The organism is Nonomuraea sp. SBT364 (assembly GCF_001083785.1).
In the GTDB taxonomy this organism is placed as follows: domain Bacteria; phylum Actinomycetota; class Actinomycetes; order Streptosporangiales; family Streptosporangiaceae; genus Nonomuraea.
Map to the genome: position 1 here is coordinate 1 of NZ_LAVL01000072.1, position 17,402 is coordinate 17,402.

Consider the following 17,402-nt stretch of genomic DNA (forward strand, 5'->3'; position numbering starts at 1 on the left):
TTTTCTAAGCACAGCGCTACCCCCGATATCACCACTTTCCTTTTCTCCGCCAGCGCCAGATGTTTAAAGGAGACACCCCCCCATGCGTGCCTCCCTTCCCTCCCGCCTGTGGCGAAGCCTCGCGCCCGTCGTGGCGGCGGCGTTACTTCTCGTCGCCGGCCTCGCCTCCCCCGCCCTGGCCTTCCCGGCCGCTTCCCGGGCCGACCTGATCGACTACCTGGCCGGGATCTCCGGCCGGTCCACCCTGTCCGGCCAGCACAACCGCGAGCCCAACAGCGATCCCACCAAGTACACCCGCCTCGTCCAGGGCATCACCGGCCAGACTCCGGGGCTGTGGGGCGGCGACTTCCTGTTCGCCTCCTCCGACGTCGCCAACCGGCAGACGATGGTCAACGAGGCGATCCGCCAGTGGCAGGGCGGCTCGGTCGTGGCTCTGACCTGGCACATGTGCCCGCCCACCACCGGCTCCACCTGCGGCTGGGACTCGGGCGGCGTGCTCAGCCACCTGTCCGACAGCCAGTGGAACCAGCTCATCACCAACGGCACGAGCCTCAACAACGCCTTCAGGAACCGTCTCGCCGAAGCCGTGCCCTACCTGCGCCGGCTCCAGAGCGCCGGCGTGCCCGTGCTGTGGCGGCCCGTCCACGAGATGAACGACGGCTGGTCCTGGTGGGGCGGCCGGCCCGGCGCGAACGGCAGCCGCAAGCTCTACCAGATCACCCACGACTACTACACGGCCCAGGGCCTGACGAACCTCGTCTGGGTCTGGAACGTCAAGGACGTCTCCATGGGCTCCATCGGCCAGTACTGGCCCGGCTCCGCCTACGCGGACGTGGCCTCGCTCGACGTCTGGGCCAAGCTGGAGCCCTCCTCCTCCGACTATCAGGCGATGATCGACGTGGCCGGCGGGAAGCCGATCTCGCTGGCCGAGGTGGGCCGCGCCCCCAGCCCCGCGCTGCTGGACGCCCAGCCCCGCTGGACCTGGTTCATGGTGTGGGCGGAATGGCTCGTCGACCCGGCCTACAACACCAACGCGAGCGTGCAGGCCAGCTACTTCGGTCCGCGCGTGCTGAACCGGGGCGAATTCGCCATCACCGGTGGCGGCGGCACCCGTACCGGAAAGATCAGGGGCATCGGCGGCAAGTGCGTCGACGTCGCCGCGGCCGACTCCGCCAACGGCACCCGGGTGCAGCTCTACACGTGCGACGCGAACGGCGCCGCGCAGGCGTGGACGGCAGGCGCCGACGGGACGGTGCGCGCGCTCGGCAAGTGCCTCGACGTGGCGGGCGGTGTGAACGCCGACGGCACCAGGGCGCAGATCTGGGACTGCGTCAGCGGCAACCCCAACCAGCAGTGGCGCTACGACGCGGCCACCCAGCGCCTGTCCAACCCGGCCACCGGCAGGTGCCTGGACGCCACCGGGCAGAGTTCGGCCGACGGCACCCCGCTGCAGATCTGGACCTGCACCGCCAACGCCAACCAGAAATGGACCCTGCCCGCATGAGTTTCCGCCGAACCAGGCGGCGGAAGAGGGGTCAGCAGAAGAACCATGGCTGCCGCGTCAGGCCGAGACCGCCGACTGATCCGAGAGTCGGCCGCCACCGCGAACTCCAGGCCCATGATGACCAGAGCCACCAGGCCATTCTGATCAACGCTCCGATAATCGACACGCCGCGCGAAGCGGTCAGCGAAGCCGCCGCGTATCCCACGAATCCACACCAGCGCCGCATCCCCGAGCAGAGCGCCCTCTGGTGGCGCGACACAATCAGGAGCAACCGATGACCAAGGTGCTCACCGTCCTGGTGACCCTTCTCTCCCTCTGCGTGGCCACCCCGCCCGCACGGGCCGATGACGCGTACCGGGAGAAACTGGACGACTTCTCCGCCTACGCCGACAGTGCCCGGCTGTCGGCCGCGTACCCGCCCAACCCCAACGGCGGGACGAACGTCGCCACGCTCGTGCCCTCACCGTTCGGCGACGGCCTCGGCCATGCCATGGCGCTGGCGTACACGCTGACGGGCGGCTACTCGGGACGCTCGCGGCCGGTGAACGGCTACTGGCCGGGGCTGCGGGCCGTGGAGCTGTGGATCGCCAACGGCACGCCCGGCCAGGACGTGCTGCTCCAGCTCTCGGACGGCGACTCCTACGAGGCCCACCTGAACACGGTGCCGGGCTTCGACCCCACCTCGACCGCGCCCCAGCACGTGAGCGTCCCGATCACCGCCTTCACCCCGAAGTCGGGCACCGGGACGCTCAACACCTCCGGCGTTACGTCGTTCGCCCTCTACGTCAACCAGGTCGGCGGCGTACCGGAAGGAAGCCTCACGGTGGACGAGATCGAACTCGTCCTCGCGGAGAAGCCGTACGTCCCCGAGGTCACCTTCCCGAGCACCACGCTCACGGCGAGCCGGGTGGGCAACCTCGTCACGACGCTGAACCGGAACGCCGTCCTGCCGGCGGGCGCGACGATCGTGCAGGCCCGCTACACCTCCGGCGATCCGGCCGTCGTCCCCGCCTTCGGCGACCGCTTCGTCCCCAAGGGCGACTTCGCCGGCCGGGGCACCGCCGTCGTCCGGCTCCGGCAGCTCAAGGTCCACCAGAACGGCGTCACCCACACCGTCGACCTGGACGTGAGCCTGCGGGTGACCGTACGCGACCTGCCGGCGCGCGTGGACGTCGTGGACTACCTGAAGAGGTTGACGGGCAAGGGGATGCTCTCGGCCATGCACCACGACCAGTCGTACGCCGACCCGCTCAACGCCGACGTGCTGCACCAGCGGGTGGCCAACCAGTTCGGCGTCTACCCGGCCCTCTACAGCGCCGACTTCCTGACCGGCGGTACGGTCCCGTACCGGCAGAACATGATCGACGAGGTGGAGCGGCAGTGGGCGAACGGGAGCCTGGTGCAGATCATGTTCCACGTGTCGCCGCCGCAGTACACCGTCGAGCAGGAACGCGCCGGCGGCTGGGGCGGCGACCAGGCCCACGAGACGCTGCCCTCCCCCAACCGCATCTTCAGCTACCTCTACGAAGACCGGTGGAAGGAGCTGATGACCGACGGCACCCCGCTGAACACCAACTGGAAGCGGCGCATGGACGAGTACGCCCGCCTTCTCCAGCAGCTCGAGGACGCCGGCGTGACCGTGCTGCTGCGGCCCTTCCACGAGATGAACCAGCACGTCTTCTGGTGGGGCGGACGTCCCGGCCTGACCGGCAGCGCCGGCCTCTACCGGATGTTCCACGACTATCTGGAGGTCGAGAAGGGCCTGTCCAACCTCGTCTGGGTGTGGAACGTCCAGGACCTGCCCGACAACTACGGGTGGGCCGACGGCGACCCCAAGTTCGACCGCTACGAGGGCCTGGAAGGCGGCCTGGCCGAGTACGACGCCAACGACTGGTCGAGCTTCAGCCCCGGCAAGGACTACTACGACGTGCTGTCGGTCGACTTCTACGACCCCGAGGGCTACGCCGCCCGCCACTACGAGCAGGCCGCGTCGATCGCGCGGCGCGACCGCAAGCCGATGATCATCGGTGAGACCTTCGTCCTCCCCACCCAGGCCGAGCAGGCCGCCCAGCCGAACTGGACACTCGCCATGCCGTGGGGCGCGCGTACCTGGAACCACAACACCGAGGAGGCGATGGCGGACTTCTACCACCACAGCATCGGGGCCTCCGGTGTGCCGAGGCTGGCCACCCGGCACAACGCGGTCGATCCGCGCCCCCGCGTCTCCCTGGAGGCCGGCGCCGACAGGGTCGTCACCTTCGTCCGGCCGGCGCACGCGGCGGCCCGGGAGCTGACGGTACGGTACGCCGTCCGCGACGACCGCCACACCCGGGCGGGCCGGGACTACGTGCCGCTCGACGGGCGGGTGACGTTCGCCCCGGGCCGGACCACCGCGACCGAGACCGTGCGGGTCATCGACCGGCCCGGCTCCGGCCCGGACAGGCGCACTGTCACGCTCACGCTCCTGCCCGGCAGGGACTACCGGGGGACCGACCCCGTCTCGGCCACGGTCCGGCTCACCGCCGGCCGCTGACCCGCGCCTCGCGATTCCGCAACGCCCGGGTGATCGTCCCGACATCGTGCCCCCTCATCCTGGAACCAGACGATGAGGGGGCACGATGTGGTGGAAGCTTGCCCGGATGTTCCTCGGCCTGGCGTACGTCGTCCTGCTGCTGGCGGTCGCGGTCTTCTCGTGGAACCTGCTGATCTTCCCCTTCTTCCTCCTCGCGGTTCCGCCTCACCAGGTGGCATTCATGTTCCTTTCCCTGTGGCCTCCGGGGTGGGTCTTCCCGGTCTGGGTGCTGGCTCTGCTTCTTGTCGCGCAGGTGGCCGCCGCCCGATGGATCCGGCGGAACGACGGGCGGCAACTGGCGCGCGGAGTTCGCACGGCCCTGTGGGGAAGCATCGCCCTGGTGGCGGCTCAAGGCGTTGTGGACCTGCTGACCTGATGCGGCAGCACTGCCCGTTGTCCATGGGTTCTGCCGCCGACGCGGCTATCGTCCTTGGCCATGACCGAGTCCGCTTACCTGCACGCCACCCAAGTGGCCTACGACACCGTCGCCGCCGACTACGCCGAGCTCCTCCGGGAGGAGCTCGGTGGCAAGCCGCTGGACCGCGCCATGCCGGCGGCGTTCGCCGAGCACGTGCGGGGCCCGGGCGCCGGAGAGGTCGCCGACCTCGGCTGCGGACCCGGCCGCGTCACCGCCCATCTGCGGTCCCTCGGCGTGAACGCGTTCGGCGTCGACCTGTCACCGCAGATGGTCGCGGTCGCCCGCAGGAGCTACCCGGACCTGCGGTTCGAGCAGGGCTCGATGACCGCTCTGGACCTGGCGGACGAGGCCGTCGGCGGCGCCATCGCCTGGTACTCCACCGTGCACACCCCGCCGGAGGTGCTGCCGGCGGTGTTCGACGAGATCCATCGGGTGCTGGCCCCGGGCGGCCACTTCCTGATCGCCTTCAAGGTCGGCGACGAACGCCGCCACGCCCGACACGGCTACGGCCACGAAATATCGCTCGACATCTATTGGATGCGCCCTGAGCACATCGCCGAACTCATGAGCACATCCGGCCTGGTCGTGGATGCCCAGCTGATCCGCGAACCCGATGACAGCGAGAAGCCCCGCTCGGGCCGGCAGGCTTTCTTCCTGGCCCACAAACCGCACGCCTCCTGAGTACGCCGCAATCATGAGCCGATGGAGTTCTGCATCTTCTGCGAGCTCATCGCGGGGCGCGCCGAGGCCGGACACGTACTCGTGATCCCCCGCGCGCACGTGGCCGGCCTGGCGGACGCCGACGACGAGGTCGGTACGGCGATCCGGCGCACGGCACGGCGCCTGTCGGTCGCGTTGCGCGCGTCGGGGCTCCGGGAGACGGCGTGGTGGTCACCGCAGACTGGAAGAAGCGCTCGCGCGACCTCCTCGACCAGGACGCGACACTGATCCGGCAAGCCCTCACCTGATCGCGCGGACGGCCGGCGACCGCACTGCGGAAACTCCGATACGAGCCCTGACCGCGCGGGCGCCTGATCGGTACGCTCGTCGCCATGGGACTGGACGAGGCATCTCTGCAGCTCGTGGACGTGGCGTCGGCGTTGGAGGAGACTCTCACCGCCCTGCGGGCTGTGGGCGCCGCCCCCGCGTACCGCGTGGGCGGAACGGGGGCCGCCCTGCTGCAAGGCGTTCAGCTTCCTGTCGGAGATCTCGATCTCCTGCTGGCCCGGCGCGAGGACGTGGACACGGTCGCCGCCGCCCTCTCCCCATTCCCCTGTCTCTACGCGACATCGTGGCTCCCCGAAAGCGCGCAGTATTTCGCCAGGTACGAGGTGAACGGGGTGCACGTGGAAATCAGCACGGTCGAGCAGGAGACCGATTCCGACGGGATGGAGTGCGTCGGCCGCGGCCCGTGGCAGCACTACGTCATGATCACGTGCGGCTCGTATCGCGTCCCGGTGGTGCGGCTGGAGCTGCGGCTGGCCACCGAGCTCCTGCGCGACCGCCCCGACCGATACGAGCCCCTCCTCGACCACCTGGCGACCTACGGGTTCGACGCCGCTCTTCTCCACCGGGCCATGACCGCTCGCGACCTTCCGCCGGAACGGCGGCACTACGTCACCGACCGCCTCACCCACTCCCGCCCCCGGCCCGGTGCAGCTATGACAGGAATTTCTGGGCGAGAAAGATCACCAGAGACGTGACGATGCCCGCCACGTACTGCAATATCCACCCCGTCCTGATCGGCAGGCTCTTGAGCGAGCGAAAATACTGGTAGGTCTTGGTGACGTCCTCGAAGCCGGGCGCAGCCAGCAGATCGCTGTCCGGCCGGGCCAGCTGAGGCAGCATCGGGCCGAGGATGGTGTCGACGTGGCGGCGCACCAGCCGGGAAAGTGTCGCGTAAGGCTGCACGGCGACGTAGAGCGCGAGCAGCACCGCCAGGACCGGAAAGACGGTCAGAAACGCGGAGGCCACGGGAGAGCGCAGAACGCCGGCCAGAACGGCAGCGGCGACCTCCGAGGCGATCACCCCCGTGGCCATTCCCGCCGCCACCAGCGCGTAGAGCCTGCAAGCCTCCTTGACGGCCGGCGTGTGGGCCGGATCCAGCCATGACATGGACAGCTCCCGGCAGCGAAGCAGCCGGAAGGGCACCTCGGCCACGGTGAGCAGCCAGTAAAGGACTCCGCCTCCGGTGAACCCGAACCATCCGACCAGCACGTACAGGAGCGCGGGATGGGGCGGCATCACCGCGATGTTGCCCGGCGAAGGTGACGGCCCGCCGCCACGACCACCAGGCCAACGCCAGCATGGCCATGCAGATGGGTACGCCTGTCAGCCCGAAAAGGTTTCTGGTGAGATCCCGATAGGCGACCTCGGGCAACCAGAAGAGCGCGAGCAGGTTGAGGACGTACGGCCAGCTCGCGGCCGCGGCGACCGAGATGGCGGCCGTGACGGCATTTTCGGGGAACGGAATGGCGATCGCCACAAGTCTGGCGATCAATACTGGCCACGCTCGTCGATATCCGCGCTCCAGCGCGGTGACGAGGGGCGATGGTCCCGGGCTTGCCTGTCGCCCCTCGGCCGCGGCGATCAGCTTGCTCAGGAGATCCGTCGTCGGTGGTTGTGTCGCAGGCTGCATCCGCCCCCCAGGGGACCTCAAGCGAAACTCGACGCCAGAACCCGAAAACAATGAATTTTACGCAGAGATCGAAGTGGCCGAGAATCCAGCCAATGAACTCATGCCCTTTCTGTCCCATCGGCGCCGGCGATGTAGAAGGTGAGCTCGTCGCCCATCGCACCGCCAACGTTTTCGTCCTGCCCGTCCCCTGGCAGCGCGCGAAGAACCTCGGCCACTGTCTCGTGCTCCCGGCTGCGCACGTGACGAGTCTCCACGCCGCTCCCCGCGGCCTTCTGGCCGAGCTGTTCGACGTGGTCGCCCAGGTGACCGCCGCCGTTCGCGAGGTGTTCGGAGCGCCCGGCAGCATGGTCCTGCAGAACGACGACATCCCCGGCCAGACGCTGTCCCATCTGCACGTCCATGTGATCCCCCGCTCCCCTGACGACGGATTCATCCTCGCGGACCCCGGCAAGCTGGAGATCCCCTTCGAAGCCCGGGCCCAGCAGGCCGCACGACTCCGCGAGGCACTCACCGGGCGATAGCCCACGAAGCCCAGGCGACGGCCTGGAACTCCCCCGGTTCGGAGGTGGCTCGGCCCGCCGGCATACCCGGCACATACCGCCGCTCCCTAGGTTTGACCGGCAATGCCATGCCGACCTGGCCGCCAAGGGCCGCCCTGCTCCACCGATCTTTCTGTCATCCTCGATCCCGGAACGGCCGGAAGGCTGCACATGCCGAACCTTGGGTACCTGCCTGAATTCGCAGGGCTGGAGACCATCGACTTCCTGTCCACCGAGGCTCTCGCCGTCAAGTTGCTGCATGCCGGGTTCGAGGCGGAGGATGGCCGCTCCCAGCCCGGCTCGATGCCTTCCGGCGAACGGTACGCAGCCGCGAAAGCCGATCCGAGCGCGTTCGCGTGGCGGTTGCGGCTGGAGAGCGGCGGGGACGAGGAATGCTTCCGGGATTACCTTGAGCGCTTCGTCAGCGAGATCGACACCACGGTCATCACCGCACTGATCATCGGCGACTGCTGGAACCCCGGGCCGGCCAACGACTGGCCCGATCAGGTGCGCGACCTGTTGATCGAGCGTTGCGCGGAGTTTCCCGCGCTGAGCGCGCTGTTCTTCGGCGAGGTCGTCGTCGCGGAAACCAAGAAGATCTCCTGGATCGCACAGACCGACGTCTCGCCGCTGCTGGACGCCTTTCCCGCGTTGACCGAATTCGCCGTCCGGGGGGCCGACCACATGACGTTCCACGGGGTCGGGACCTTCAGCCTCGCGTGGAACGTACCGCGTCATGAAGCGTTGCGCCGCCTGACGATTCAGTCACACCGGCTGGATCCGGTCGTGGTACGCGGCGTTCTGGCCTCCGAGCTTCCCGCGCTGGAGCACCTGGAGCTCTTCCTCGGCTCGGCGGACCACGACGGCGCCCGGCCCGCCGATCTGGCGCCGCTGCTGTCGGGCTCGGTCTTCCCCGCTCTGAAGCACCTCGGTCTGCGCAACGGCCAGAACACCGACGAGTTGGTCGCAGCTCTGGCCGACGCCCCCATCACCCGCCGGCTGGCCACCCTCGACGTGTCCTTGGGCACCCTCACCGACAAGGGCGCCCGCCTCCTGGACACCCCGAGCTTCGGCCACCTGGACCGGCTCGACCTGCACCACCATTACATGTCGGAAGAGATGACCGAACGGATTCGCATCCGGTTCACCGATGCGGGAGTCGAGGTCGACACCAACGACCGCCAGCAACTCGACGAATGGGAGGACTGGGGTGATCCTGAGGATTCGGCTGACGAGGACGACTGGGAGCCCGTCTCGTACTTCCCGGCGATCACCGACTGAGCACCACGCCGTCTGAAACCAGCGCCTCGCCACTGAAGTGGGAGCGCTCCCACGGATTCCCATCGAGTCAACTGAGGGTGACTGGTGAGCATTCGGTTCAGCCTCCTCGGGCCCGTCCAGGTCAAGCGGGACGGGCGCGAATGCCGCATCGGGTCGGCCAAGGTCCGCGTCCTCCTGACCGCGCTGTTGCTGGAGCCCAACCAGCTGGTCTCCTTGCAGCGGCTGTTCGGGGTGCTGTGGGACGGCGAGCCACCGGCTTCGGCCATCGCCAACGTACGCACGTACGCCAGCCGGTTACGCAAGTTGCTCGACCACCAGGACCGGCTCGTCACGAAGTACGGCGGGTACGCCCTCCGGATCGAGGAGGGCGAGCTCGACGTGGCCGACTTCCGGGAAGCCGCCGCCAAGGGGCGGCTCGCGGTGCGGGCCGGCGCCGCCGGCCAGGCCGCCGGTCACTTCCGCAAGGCTCTGGCCCGCTGGCGGGGCGAGCCGGCGGAAGACTTGGCGATCACCTGGACCCTCAGGCCGTCTCTGGACGCGCTGGCCGATCAGCGGTGTCAGGTCATGGAAGAGTTGATCGAGGCACTCCTGCTGACCGGCGATTTCCGGCTGGCCGTAAGCCACGCCTACGACGCCGTCTCCCTGCGCCCCACCCGGGAACGTTTCTGGGCCCTGCTCATGAGGGCACGGCACCAGGCGGGAGACTCGCTGGGTGCCCTGTCGGACTACCGGCAGGCCAGGAAGGTGCTCGGCGACGAGCTGGGGGTCGGCCCCGGCCCCGAACTGGTCGCGCTCCACCGGGCCATCCTCAACGGTGAGGCCCCGCTCGGCGTGCGTTCACCCGCCACCCCGCTGCCGCCTCCGATCGTCGGCGGGCCTCTCTACGGCCGCGAGGCCGAACTGGCGGAGCTGACCTCTATGCTGGTCGGCGCCGAACCGGGAGAGGCGATCGTCCTTCACGGCGCCGTCGGGGTCGGCAAGTCAGAACTCGCCAGGCACGCCCTGCTCGCTGCCGCCGCCGATCGGCCTCTGCAGTTCCGGCTCATCGATCTGGCGTGCAATGCCCCCCCGATGCGGGAGGAGAGGGCGCTTGCGCCCCTGCACGACGACGGCGAGGGGTTGCCGCAGCTGATCCTGCTCGACAACATCACCGACATCCGGCAGGTGCGGCCGGTCCAGGCCGCCTACCCGAGCGCGGCCATCGCCGTCACCAGCCGGTCTCCGCTCGCCGGACTCAGTCGCTCCCGGCACCTCGCCATCCACCGGCTTCCGGCGGCGGCCTCGGTGGCCCTGCTGACCGCGCTCCTGACCTCGGCGCCGTTCCCCACCCTTGAGCGGTCCGGTCATGAGCGGGCCCTGCTCCACCAGATCGCCGACCTCTGCGAGCACCTGCCGCTGGCGCTCCACCTCGCCGCCCGCAACATCGCCGTCCGCCGATACGGCTCCCTGCACGGCTACGTCCGCCTCCTGGCTGATCCCCGCTACCGGCTCGACATGCTGACCTGCGACGACCTCTCACTCAGGGACGAACTGCGCGGCGGCCTGACCCAGATCGAGCAGAACGGCTCAGCCCTGGACACCGCGGCCCGTTCCCTGCTCCTGCGCATGGGCCAGGGCTCACTCGCCCTCTACTCACCGAGCAGGGCCGCCCACCTCCTCGACGCCGACCTCGCGTACGGCACCGCGGCCCTATGGAGGCTGGCCGAACTGTGGTTCCTCGAACCGATCGGAGGCGAGCACTATCGACTCTCCGAGCTGACCCGGCTGTTCGCCCGGGAGCTGACACCGCTCAACCCGCTTTGAGCCCCGGCCCGTTGACGCCCCGTGCGGCACGCATCCGGCGACGGACCACGCCGAGCACCTGATCGGCGGGCAGGAACCCCGCCTGCCGGGAGTCCAGGCTGGCCTCCCGGTTGTCACCGATGACGACGAGACTCCCCGCGGGCACCGCCGCCGCCCCGGTCAGCCCCGGGCTGCTGGTGAGCCAGTCCGGCACCCTCTCACCACCGACGGCGGCGACCCGCTTGATGATCCACTGGCGACCCGGCTCCTGCGCGGGGAAGCTGATCACCACGATCTCTCCCGCCCGAATCCTCCCGGCGGGAACCCTGCTGACCAGCACCCGATCACCATTTCCGAAGGTGGGGGCCATGCTGAGCCCCAGCACCGTCACCAGGGTGAACCGGGAGCGCAGCCACCAGGCGAACACCAGGAGGGTCACCAGCACCCCGGCGGCCACCAGCACGTCAGACCCTGATCAGGGCCGCGTCGAGGGCGTCGAGCGTGGTGCCGGAGGCCACCACCAGGGAGCCGTCCAGGACCGCGAACGCGGGGAACGCCTTCACCTGAAGGGCCGAGGTCACCGCACCGCCCGACGGCTCGACCACGACCTGGGCCACAGGCTCCAACCGGCCGCGGTACTCCGCCGCCGCGCCATCCGGCCCGGCGACCACCGCGAGCACGCTTGCACGGTCGTAACCGGCGGCCCTGTCCATGAAGAGCGGCATCCTCTCCTCACAGGCGGGGCAGCCCGGCGAGAACACCCCTACGAGCTTCGGGTTCTCGACCCTGCCGCCATCGGTGGCGACGGCGTCGAAGGCCGCGATCTCACTGCCCGCCTCGGCCATCACCGCGCCGCTGCCGGTCATCTCGCCGAACATCTGAGTGTGCTCGCGCAGCCGGCGGATCACACCCACCGTGAGAACCAGGTCGAGCACCGCGACCGCACCGACGAGGCAGATGAGGACATAGAGCGCGATCATTTTGAGCTCCCTGATGAGGCCGGTAATACTCTCTGTGTCAGCAATACTCTTTGTGCGCCGTGCAGATCGTGGCGGGCGTGTCCGCGCAGCAGTAGCGGTATCGGCAGGCGACACCCTCGTACCAGCAGTTCCTGGCCGGTTGACCTTTCGACACCAGCCTGGCCACAAGCTTGTCGCCCAGCAGTTTGATCGACTCCACCGACGTTCCTTTCCCGGTTGCAGCCGCCGGTTGCCACGTTAGGAATGCGGCATACACGCGAGCTATACGCGACCGGCGTCACGTCGTGGACGGATGATGTCCGAGGTCGCCGCACCTGCTGCGATCCCGGCCATGGCCGGCTTCGTCATCCTGGCGCGCCCGGATCGCCAGGCCGGCCGCGCCGCCACGGTCGGGGAGCCGGAACGCGAGGCCCGGCTCCCCATCGCCGGCTGGGGTCAGCCGTCGCAGGTGTCCTGGAAATTGCCGCACCGCACGGCGCCCTGGTAGAACCGGCAGCACTTGCAGATGCAGCCGTTGATGCAACTCCAATAGCCACGGCCGCCGAATACCCAGCAGGCTGCGCTGGCTTCGGCCTTCGGGACCAGGAGCGACAGGAGTCTGTCGCCGAACGAACCGATCGATTTCATCGCGTTTCCCTTTCCGTTGACTCGATGAGCACGGTAGGAAGATCCGCCACAGCCGGAGCACACCGGCGATACATGGCCCCATGTATCGCCGGGGTCCTCCGGCCTACCTGAGCTTCCGCGTCGGGAGCGGGTGACGGGAATCGAACCCCGCGCGGGAAACGGCGATCGTCGAGCCCGGCTGATGGTCGGGCAAGCCCTGGCAGAGGTGGTCCATCCCCCGACGTTGATGAGTCAAGCGGTGATCCGGGTCATCTCCCGCAGTTCCCCCCGGGTCGACTCGCAGTCCATCGCCCGCAACCGGGCCAGCACCGGTCCGGCGTCCGCGTTGAATCGCAGCTCCTCCGGGCAGCCCTCGACGATCCGCCACAGCAGCGCCATGGCCGCGCTCGAGTCGCCGTCCATCGCGTACGCGGTGGCCACGGCCAGCAGGTGCCGCGCCTGGCGGTCCTTGTCGGGGAGGCGGTCGGCGTCGACGCCCGCCGCGAGGCGGATCGCCTGCGCGTACCGGCCCATCCGTACCGCGACCGCCACCCGGTGCAGATCCACCTCCAGCGCGAACTCCGGGCCCAGCCGGTCGCCGATCTTGCGGGCGTGATTGAGCAGCTCCTCGGTACGCAGCACGTCGCTCTCCTCGGCGGCGGCGAGCGCGGCCGTCAGGTAGCAGAGCCCGGTGACCTCCAGCGACTCCGGCCGGTCGCCGATCACCGCCTGGCACAGCCAGTGCGCGTCGGCGTACCGGCCGAGCGAGACGAGCACGCCCGCCACCTCGGCCTGGGTGATCGCCGAGCCCGCCGAGGAGGCCACCGCGCGATCGGCGGCGACCAGGGCCAGCGCGTGCTGGCCGCAGCTTCGCAGCAGCGCCGCGAACAGCCGGTACACCTGGGTGAGGCCGGCCGTCCCGGCTTCCCGGTCCGCGCCGGTGGCGACCCTGGCCGACAGGTCGGCCATCGACAGCAGCGGCGGCAGGCGGCGGCGCGTCTCGGTGTAACGGCGGGGCGAGCGCTGCCAGATCTCCCACGCCGCCATCACCTGGTGCCGCACCTGCGGCACGCTCTCGGTGGCCTCTCCAGTGAACCGGCCGGGCAGCAGCAGCGCGTTCCCGACCTCGTCGGATTCGCCGTGGTCGCAGGCGAGCGGGAGTTTCGTCCGGCCGCCGACGAGCTCGGAGAGATCCTCGACGCGGAGCACTTCGGCGATCCGCATGATGGTCGACAGCCGATCCAGGGGTTTCACTCCGTTCTCGACCAGGCGGAGCCATTCCTCGCTGCAGCCGACCAGGTCGGCCAGGATTCTCCGGGTAAGGCCGCGCGAGCGGCGCCTGGCCATGATCCGCGCGCCGTCAACCAAGAAATCGGCGACCATACCGACACATTAGGTGAGGAATCGGAGGCTCTCGATGGCCGGAAATGACGGCCACTTCTTGCCGCCTCTGCCCATCTGAAATGTGGGTCATACTGGAGGGTCGGCATGACGCAACTCCAGTTGGATCTACCCGGCCGGGCTCCGCCGACACTGCCGCTACACCATTCGGCAGGAGGAGACCACGATGGCGATCGACGTCGAGTCGATTCGGAAGGAATTCCCGTTCTTCGAGACCGCCCCTGACGGTTCCCGCCCACCCGTGTACCTCGACAGCGCCGCCACCACGCAGAAACCCGCCGTCGTCCTGGACGCGTTGAACCACTACTACATCCGCACCAACGCGAACGTGCACCGCGGCGTGTACCGGCTGGCCGTACAGGCCACCGAGCTGTACGAAGGGGCGCGAAGCAAGATCGCCGCGTTCGTACGCGCACCGCGAGCCGAGGAGATCGTGTTCACCAAGAACGCGACCGAGGCCGTCAACCTGCTGGCCAACTCGCTCATCTGGGCGGACGGGCGGCTCCGCGTCGGTCCCGGCGACGAGATCGTCCTGACCGAGATGGAGCACCACTCCAACCTGATCCCGTGGCGGCTGCTGGCCGAACGGGTGGGGGCGAAGGTCAGATATCTCGGCATCACCGACGACGGCCGCCTGGATCTGTCCGACCTGAACGAGAAGATCAATGAGCGGACCAAGGTCGTCACGGTCGTGCACGCCTCGAACATCCTGGGCACGGTGAACCCGGTCGCGACGATCGCCGCCCGCGCGCACGAGGTCGGCGCCCTGATGGTCGTCGACGCGGCCCAGTCGGTCCCGCACCTCGGCATCGACGTCACCGCGCTGGGAGCCGACTTCGTCACCTTCTCCGGCCACAAGATGTGCGGCCCCACCGGAATCGGCGCCCTGTGGGGCAGGTACGACCTCCTGGAAGCGCTCCCGCCCTTCCTCGGCGGCGGCGAGATGATCGAGAACGTCGCGGTGGACGCCATGCACTACGCCGCGCCCCCGCTCAAGTTCGAGGCCGGCACACCCCCGGTCGCGCAGGCCGTCGGCCTCGGCGCCGCCTGCGACTTCCTGGACAAGATCGGCATGGACGCCATCGCCGCCCATGACCAGGCCCTGATCGAGTACGCGCTGGACCGGCTCGGCGACGTGCCCGGCATCCGCTTCATCGGCCCGACCGGCACCGCGAACCGGCTGCCGCTGCTGTCGTTCGTGGTTGACGGCATCCCACTGCAGCGCATGCGAACGAGCCTGGACGAGGCGGGCATCGCCGTCCGATCCGGCAACCACTGCGCGCAGCTCGCGTGCAGCCGGTTCGGCGTCCCGGCCGCGATCCGGGCCTCGTTCTACCTGTACAACTCCCCCGACGAGGTCGACATCCTCGCCGAAATCATGGAAAAGGCCACGAGATCCCGGGCCGCCGTGACCGCGGACACCTCCTTCGACGTCAGCCAGGTACGGCCCTACAAGGACGTCCTGCTGCCGTCGATCTTCCAGCCGTGGGCGGAGTACATGGTCGAGGCGCTGGCCCCGGCCCCCGGCACCAAGGCGCTCGACGTCGGCACCGGCCCCGGCACCGTCGCCCGGGTGCTGGCCAGGGCGATCGGCCCCACCGGCGCCGTGGTCGGTACCGACCTCAACCCCGCCATGCTCGCCCTGGCCGCCGAACTACCTGCCGTCGACGGTGCCCCCATCCAGTACTCGGAATGCGGCGCCACCCCGCTGCACGTCTCCGACCAGGCGTTCGACCTGATCACCATGCAGCAGGTCCTGCAGTTCGTCCCCGATCGCGGCGCGGCGCTGGCCGAGATGCGGCGGGCCGCCCGCCCCGGGGCCCGGATCGCCATCGCCACGTGGCAGCCGCTGCACCGCAACCCGCTCTTCCGCGCCATGCACGACGCCGTCGCCACCGTCCTCGGCCCCGACAAGGCGGACCTTTTCGAGGAACCGTGGTCCCTGCCCGGGATCGAGGTCGCCACGCTGGCGAAGGAGGCCGGTTTCGTCGACGTCGAACTCCACGATTGGACACTGCCGGCCACCGTACCCGGCGGGCCTGACGCGATCTGCTGCCTGTTCGACTTCTCCACGGTCAGTCCGTACGTCGGTTCGCGCCGCGCCGACCTCACGGCCGCCGTACGCGCGAATCTGGCGCACTGCACGGATGAGAACGGCGTCCACTCGGAGACCGCCGTAACCGTGGTGACCGCCCGCGCCTGACCGCCGTCTTCCCCACGAAGGCCACTTCCCACCGGGAGGTGGCCTTTCGGCACCGTTCATCTGCCTACGTCGCCGCCGCCTTCGCCCAAGCCGTGGGTGGTGATGGAGTCTTGCATCGCTCCAACCGACTGCCGCCATTCGAGAGCTTCGGCTGTGTCGCGGTACTCCAGGAGATGTTGACCAGCGATCTTCTGGAGCAGGTCGCGCACCTCGGCCGGCGTGACATGAAAGAACTCCCGGCGAAGGTTCACCTTGTTCAGCCGCCGATCGCTCAGCTCCGCATGCAACCGCGCCTCCAGCCCCACCGCGTCCTCGCTGAAGATCAATGCGTGTGTGTCGAATCTGAAGGGAACCGAAGCATCGCCCAGTTCGCGTACGCGATCTTCCGGCTCCAGCCGACGAGTCATGCCGATCTTCACGACAGTGTCGCCGAATGCGCCGATGTTGGAGATGACGTACACGTAGCCGGCCCTGGTATTAGCCTCGCGGGCCTCGACGTCAGCGACAGCCACGCCGATCTCCTCCAGTTTTGCCTTCAGTTCGTCCACGCTCTCCGCTGACGCAGCGCCGTTCTTGAGCAGCTTGGTCAATGCCGACTGGTAGTGCGCCTGTTCCTTGCGGAGGCGTACCTTCTCGCGCTCGAACTCGCGGCGCGCGGCCTCCTCCTCACGCTGTTGCTCACGCTGTGCGCGGACGAGTTCCTTCTCTTCCTCCTGCTTGGCCAGATGGTCGGCCATCAGTTCCAGCTCGTAGATCCGGATGCGGTGGTAGTCGGGGCTGACGTGGATGTGCATCGTCCGCCCCAGCTTGACGATCGTCTCCACAACCTTCTCCAGCCGATCGATCGCCGACTGCAGCTTGTACGGACGCATGGTGCGGACGCAGTTGTCCGCCTCGGCGTTGTAGGCGCGCAGCATCAACTTGGAGAAGTCCCGCACCATCTTGCGTCCCTCGGCTGCTGACCCGTTCACCTGCCAGTTGGTGGCGCCGACAACGGCGCGGCCCTCTTTGCTCAACTCCTTGATGCGGGCCTTCACCTGCGCGAGCCGGTCCTTATAGGCCACGGCGTCGCTCAACGGATGCCGATACTCGTAGACCCCTACCTCTTGGAGCAGAACGGTCTCATCAGTCTGTACGACCCGCACCTCCGTTTCGCGCAGCCGCCGGGTGGCCTCGTCGATGGCGGTCTGCAGTCCTGCGTGCTCGAGGTGCATGGCCTCGGTCATCGTGGCAATGCTCATGGCGTCCATTCCGCCCAGGCGCTCCACCCATTGTCGTAGCTGGGTGTTCTCCTCTTCGAGTCGCTTCTTGCCGCCGAACAGGCCGCCGCCTTTGCGTTCAGAAATCTGTGGTGTGCCCGGAGGTTCTGCGGGCGTCTCAACAGGCATCCAGAATTCCCAGCCGGCTGGAGCCGGTGGCCACGACGGATCCGGCTGCCATCCCTGTGGCGGCTTCCACCCGCGAGGTGGAACCGGCCA

General features: G+C 68.8%; 17 protein-coding genes. 11 read left to right on the forward strand and 6 right to left on the reverse strand.

Annotation, left to right across the window (positions count from 1 at the left end):
• Nucleotides 1-82: 82 nt before the first annotated feature.
• The 6 genes from ADY59_RS27235 (at nt 83) to ADY59_RS27260 (ending at nt 6,197) form a co-directional block, all read left to right on the forward strand.
• Nucleotides 83-1,504: a glycosyl hydrolase gene (locus ADY59_RS27235; protein ID WP_049567464.1), complete on the forward strand. Its 1,422-nt coding sequence runs from the start codon at nt 83-85 to the stop codon at nt 1,502-1,504.
• 274 nt (nt 1,505-1,778) lie between these two features.
• Nucleotides 1,779-4,037, forward strand: a complete 2,259-nt coding sequence (locus tag ADY59_RS27240; RefSeq protein ID WP_049567466.1) for a glycosyl hydrolase — start codon at nt 1,779-1,781, stop codon at nt 4,035-4,037.
• A gap of 106 nt (nt 4,038-4,143) precedes the next feature.
• Nucleotides 4,144-4,452 carry a hypothetical protein gene (locus ADY59_RS27245; protein WP_156325767.1) on the forward strand — a complete coding sequence of 103 codons (309 nt, stop codon included), beginning with the start codon at nt 4,144-4,146 and terminating at the stop codon, nt 4,450-4,452.
• 60 nt (nt 4,453-4,512) lie between these two features.
• Nucleotides 4,513-5,175, forward strand: coding sequence for a class I SAM-dependent methyltransferase (locus ADY59_RS27250; RefSeq protein WP_049567470.1), 663 nt, complete (start codon nt 4,513-4,515; stop codon nt 5,173-5,175).
• Between the two features lie 21 nt (nt 5,176-5,196).
• A complete protein-coding gene (locus ADY59_RS27255) occupies nt 5,197-5,442 on the forward strand; it encodes an HIT family protein (protein ID WP_049567473.1) in 246 nt (81 codons plus the stop codon).
• Nucleotides 5,443-5,546: 104 nt separating this feature from the next.
• Nucleotides 5,547-6,197, forward strand: coding sequence for a hypothetical protein (locus tag ADY59_RS27260; RefSeq protein WP_049567474.1), 651 nt, complete (start codon nt 5,547-5,549; stop codon nt 6,195-6,197).
• On the opposite strand, the gene ADY59_RS27265 is transcribed toward ADY59_RS27260, so the two are convergent.
• Nucleotides 6,154-6,711, reverse strand: coding sequence for a hypothetical protein (locus tag ADY59_RS27265; RefSeq protein WP_049567475.1), 558 nt, complete (start codon nt 6,709-6,711; stop codon nt 6,154-6,156). The two genes, ADY59_RS27260 and ADY59_RS27265, sit on opposite strands and share 44 nt — an antisense overlap.
• 513 nt (nt 6,712-7,224) lie before the next feature.
• Here ADY59_RS27265 and ADY59_RS27270 point away from each other — a divergent pair.
• The 3 genes from ADY59_RS27270 (at nt 7,225) to ADY59_RS27280 (ending at nt 10,755) form a co-directional block, all read left to right on the forward strand.
• Nucleotides 7,225-7,653 carry an HIT family protein gene (locus tag ADY59_RS27270; protein WP_049567478.1) on the forward strand — a complete coding sequence of 143 codons (429 nt, stop codon included), beginning with the start codon at nt 7,225-7,227 and terminating at the stop codon, nt 7,651-7,653.
• A gap of 189 nt (nt 7,654-7,842) precedes the next feature.
• Nucleotides 7,843-8,952 carry an STM4015 family protein gene (locus tag ADY59_RS27275; protein ID WP_053175198.1) on the forward strand — a complete coding sequence of 370 codons (1,110 nt, stop codon included), beginning with the start codon at nt 7,843-7,845 and terminating at the stop codon, nt 8,950-8,952.
• A gap of 84 nt (nt 8,953-9,036) precedes the next feature.
• On the forward strand, nt 9,037-10,755 hold the full coding sequence (locus ADY59_RS27280; RefSeq protein ID WP_049567480.1) for an AfsR/SARP family transcriptional regulator: 1,719 nt from the start codon (nt 9,037-9,039) through the stop codon (nt 10,753-10,755).
• Here ADY59_RS27280 and ADY59_RS27285 read toward each other — a convergent pair.
• Genes ADY59_RS27285 through ADY59_RS50370 form a run of 3 tightly spaced genes read right to left on the reverse strand, consistent with a single transcriptional unit; the run spans nt 10,742 to nt 11,913 of the window.
• Entirely contained in the window at nt 10,742-11,197 is a 456-nt protein-coding gene (locus tag ADY59_RS27285) for a S26 family signal peptidase (RefSeq protein WP_049567483.1), read from the reverse strand. The two genes, ADY59_RS27280 and ADY59_RS27285, sit on opposite strands and share 14 nt — an antisense overlap.
• A gap of 1 nt (nt 11,198) precedes the next feature.
• Nucleotides 11,199-11,714: a TlpA family protein disulfide reductase gene (locus ADY59_RS27290; RefSeq protein WP_049567485.1), complete on the reverse strand. Its 516-nt coding sequence runs from the start codon at nt 11,712-11,714 to the stop codon at nt 11,199-11,201.
• Nucleotides 11,715-11,751: 37 nt separating this feature from the next.
• Nucleotides 11,752-11,913 (reverse strand): hypothetical protein, encoded by a 162-nt coding sequence (locus tag ADY59_RS50370; protein ID WP_156325768.1) that lies wholly within the window; start codon nt 11,911-11,913, stop codon nt 11,752-11,754.
• A 93-nt stretch (nt 11,914-12,006) separates the two neighbouring features.
• On the opposite strand from ADY59_RS50370, the gene ADY59_RS50375 reads away from it, so the two are divergent.
• A complete protein-coding gene (locus ADY59_RS50375) occupies nt 12,007-12,201 on the forward strand; it encodes a hypothetical protein (RefSeq protein ID WP_156325769.1) in 195 nt (64 codons plus the stop codon).
• A gap of 371 nt (nt 12,202-12,572) precedes the next feature.
• Here ADY59_RS50375 and ADY59_RS53465 read toward each other — a convergent pair whose 3' ends face one another.
• On the reverse strand, nt 12,573-13,703 hold the full coding sequence (locus ADY59_RS53465) for a helix-turn-helix domain-containing protein (RefSeq protein ID WP_049567487.1): 1,131 nt from the start codon (nt 13,701-13,703) through the stop codon (nt 12,573-12,575).
• A gap of 184 nt (nt 13,704-13,887) precedes the next feature.
• Between ADY59_RS53465 and ADY59_RS53755 the strand changes: the two genes are divergently transcribed.
• Nucleotides 13,888-15,924 (forward strand): SufS family cysteine desulfurase, encoded by a 2,037-nt coding sequence (locus tag ADY59_RS53755; RefSeq protein WP_063780799.1) that lies wholly within the window; start codon nt 13,888-13,890, stop codon nt 15,922-15,924.
• A gap of 56 nt (nt 15,925-15,980) precedes the next feature.
• Here the strand turns inward: ADY59_RS53755 and ADY59_RS27305 are convergent, their stop codons facing one another.
• Entirely contained in the window at nt 15,981-17,312 is a 1,332-nt protein-coding gene (locus ADY59_RS27305) for a DUF4041 domain-containing protein (RefSeq protein WP_082310440.1), read from the reverse strand.
• Nucleotides 17,313-17,402: the final 90 nt, after the last annotated feature.

What these genes read in the sequence shown, in the direction of transcription:
- ADY59_RS27235 (WP_049567464.1), top strand. Translation starts at nt 83, where the DNA reads ATGCGTGCCTCCCTTCCCTCCCGCCTGTGGCGAAGCCTCGCGCCCGTC.
- ADY59_RS27240 (WP_049567466.1), top strand. Translation starts at nt 1,779, where the DNA reads ATGACCAAGGTGCTCACCGTCCTGGTGACCCTTCTCTCCCTCTGCGTG.
- ADY59_RS27245 (WP_156325767.1), top strand. Translation starts at nt 4,144, where the DNA reads ATGTTCCTCGGCCTGGCGTACGTCGTCCTGCTGCTGGCGGTCGCGGTC.
- ADY59_RS27250 (WP_049567470.1), top strand. Translation starts at nt 4,513, where the DNA reads ATGACCGAGTCCGCTTACCTGCACGCCACCCAAGTGGCCTACGACACC.
- ADY59_RS27255 (WP_049567473.1), top strand. Translation starts at nt 5,197, where the DNA reads ATGGAGTTCTGCATCTTCTGCGAGCTCATCGCGGGGCGCGCCGAGGCC.
- ADY59_RS27260 (WP_049567474.1), top strand. Translation starts at nt 5,547, where the DNA reads ATGGGACTGGACGAGGCATCTCTGCAGCTCGTGGACGTGGCGTCGGCG.
- ADY59_RS27270 (WP_049567478.1), top strand. Translation starts at nt 7,225, where the DNA reads ATGAACTCATGCCCTTTCTGTCCCATCGGCGCCGGCGATGTAGAAGGT.
- ADY59_RS27275 (WP_053175198.1), top strand. Translation starts at nt 7,843, where the DNA reads ATGCCGAACCTTGGGTACCTGCCTGAATTCGCAGGGCTGGAGACCATC.
- ADY59_RS27290 (WP_049567485.1), bottom strand. Translation starts at nt 11,714, where the DNA reads ATGATCGCGCTCTATGTCCTCATCTGCCTCGTCGGTGCGGTCGCGGTG.
- ADY59_RS50375 (WP_156325769.1), top strand. Translation starts at nt 12,007, where the DNA reads ATGATGTCCGAGGTCGCCGCACCTGCTGCGATCCCGGCCATGGCCGGC.
- ADY59_RS53465 (WP_049567487.1), bottom strand. Translation starts at nt 13,703, where the DNA reads ATGGTCGCCGATTTCTTGGTTGACGGCGCGCGGATCATGGCCAGGCGC.
- ADY59_RS53755 (WP_063780799.1), top strand. Translation starts at nt 13,888, where the DNA reads ATGGCGATCGACGTCGAGTCGATTCGGAAGGAATTCCCGTTCTTCGAG.
- ADY59_RS27305 (WP_082310440.1), bottom strand. Translation starts at nt 17,312, where the DNA reads ATGCCTGTTGAGACGCCCGCAGAACCTCCGGGCACACCACAGATTTCT.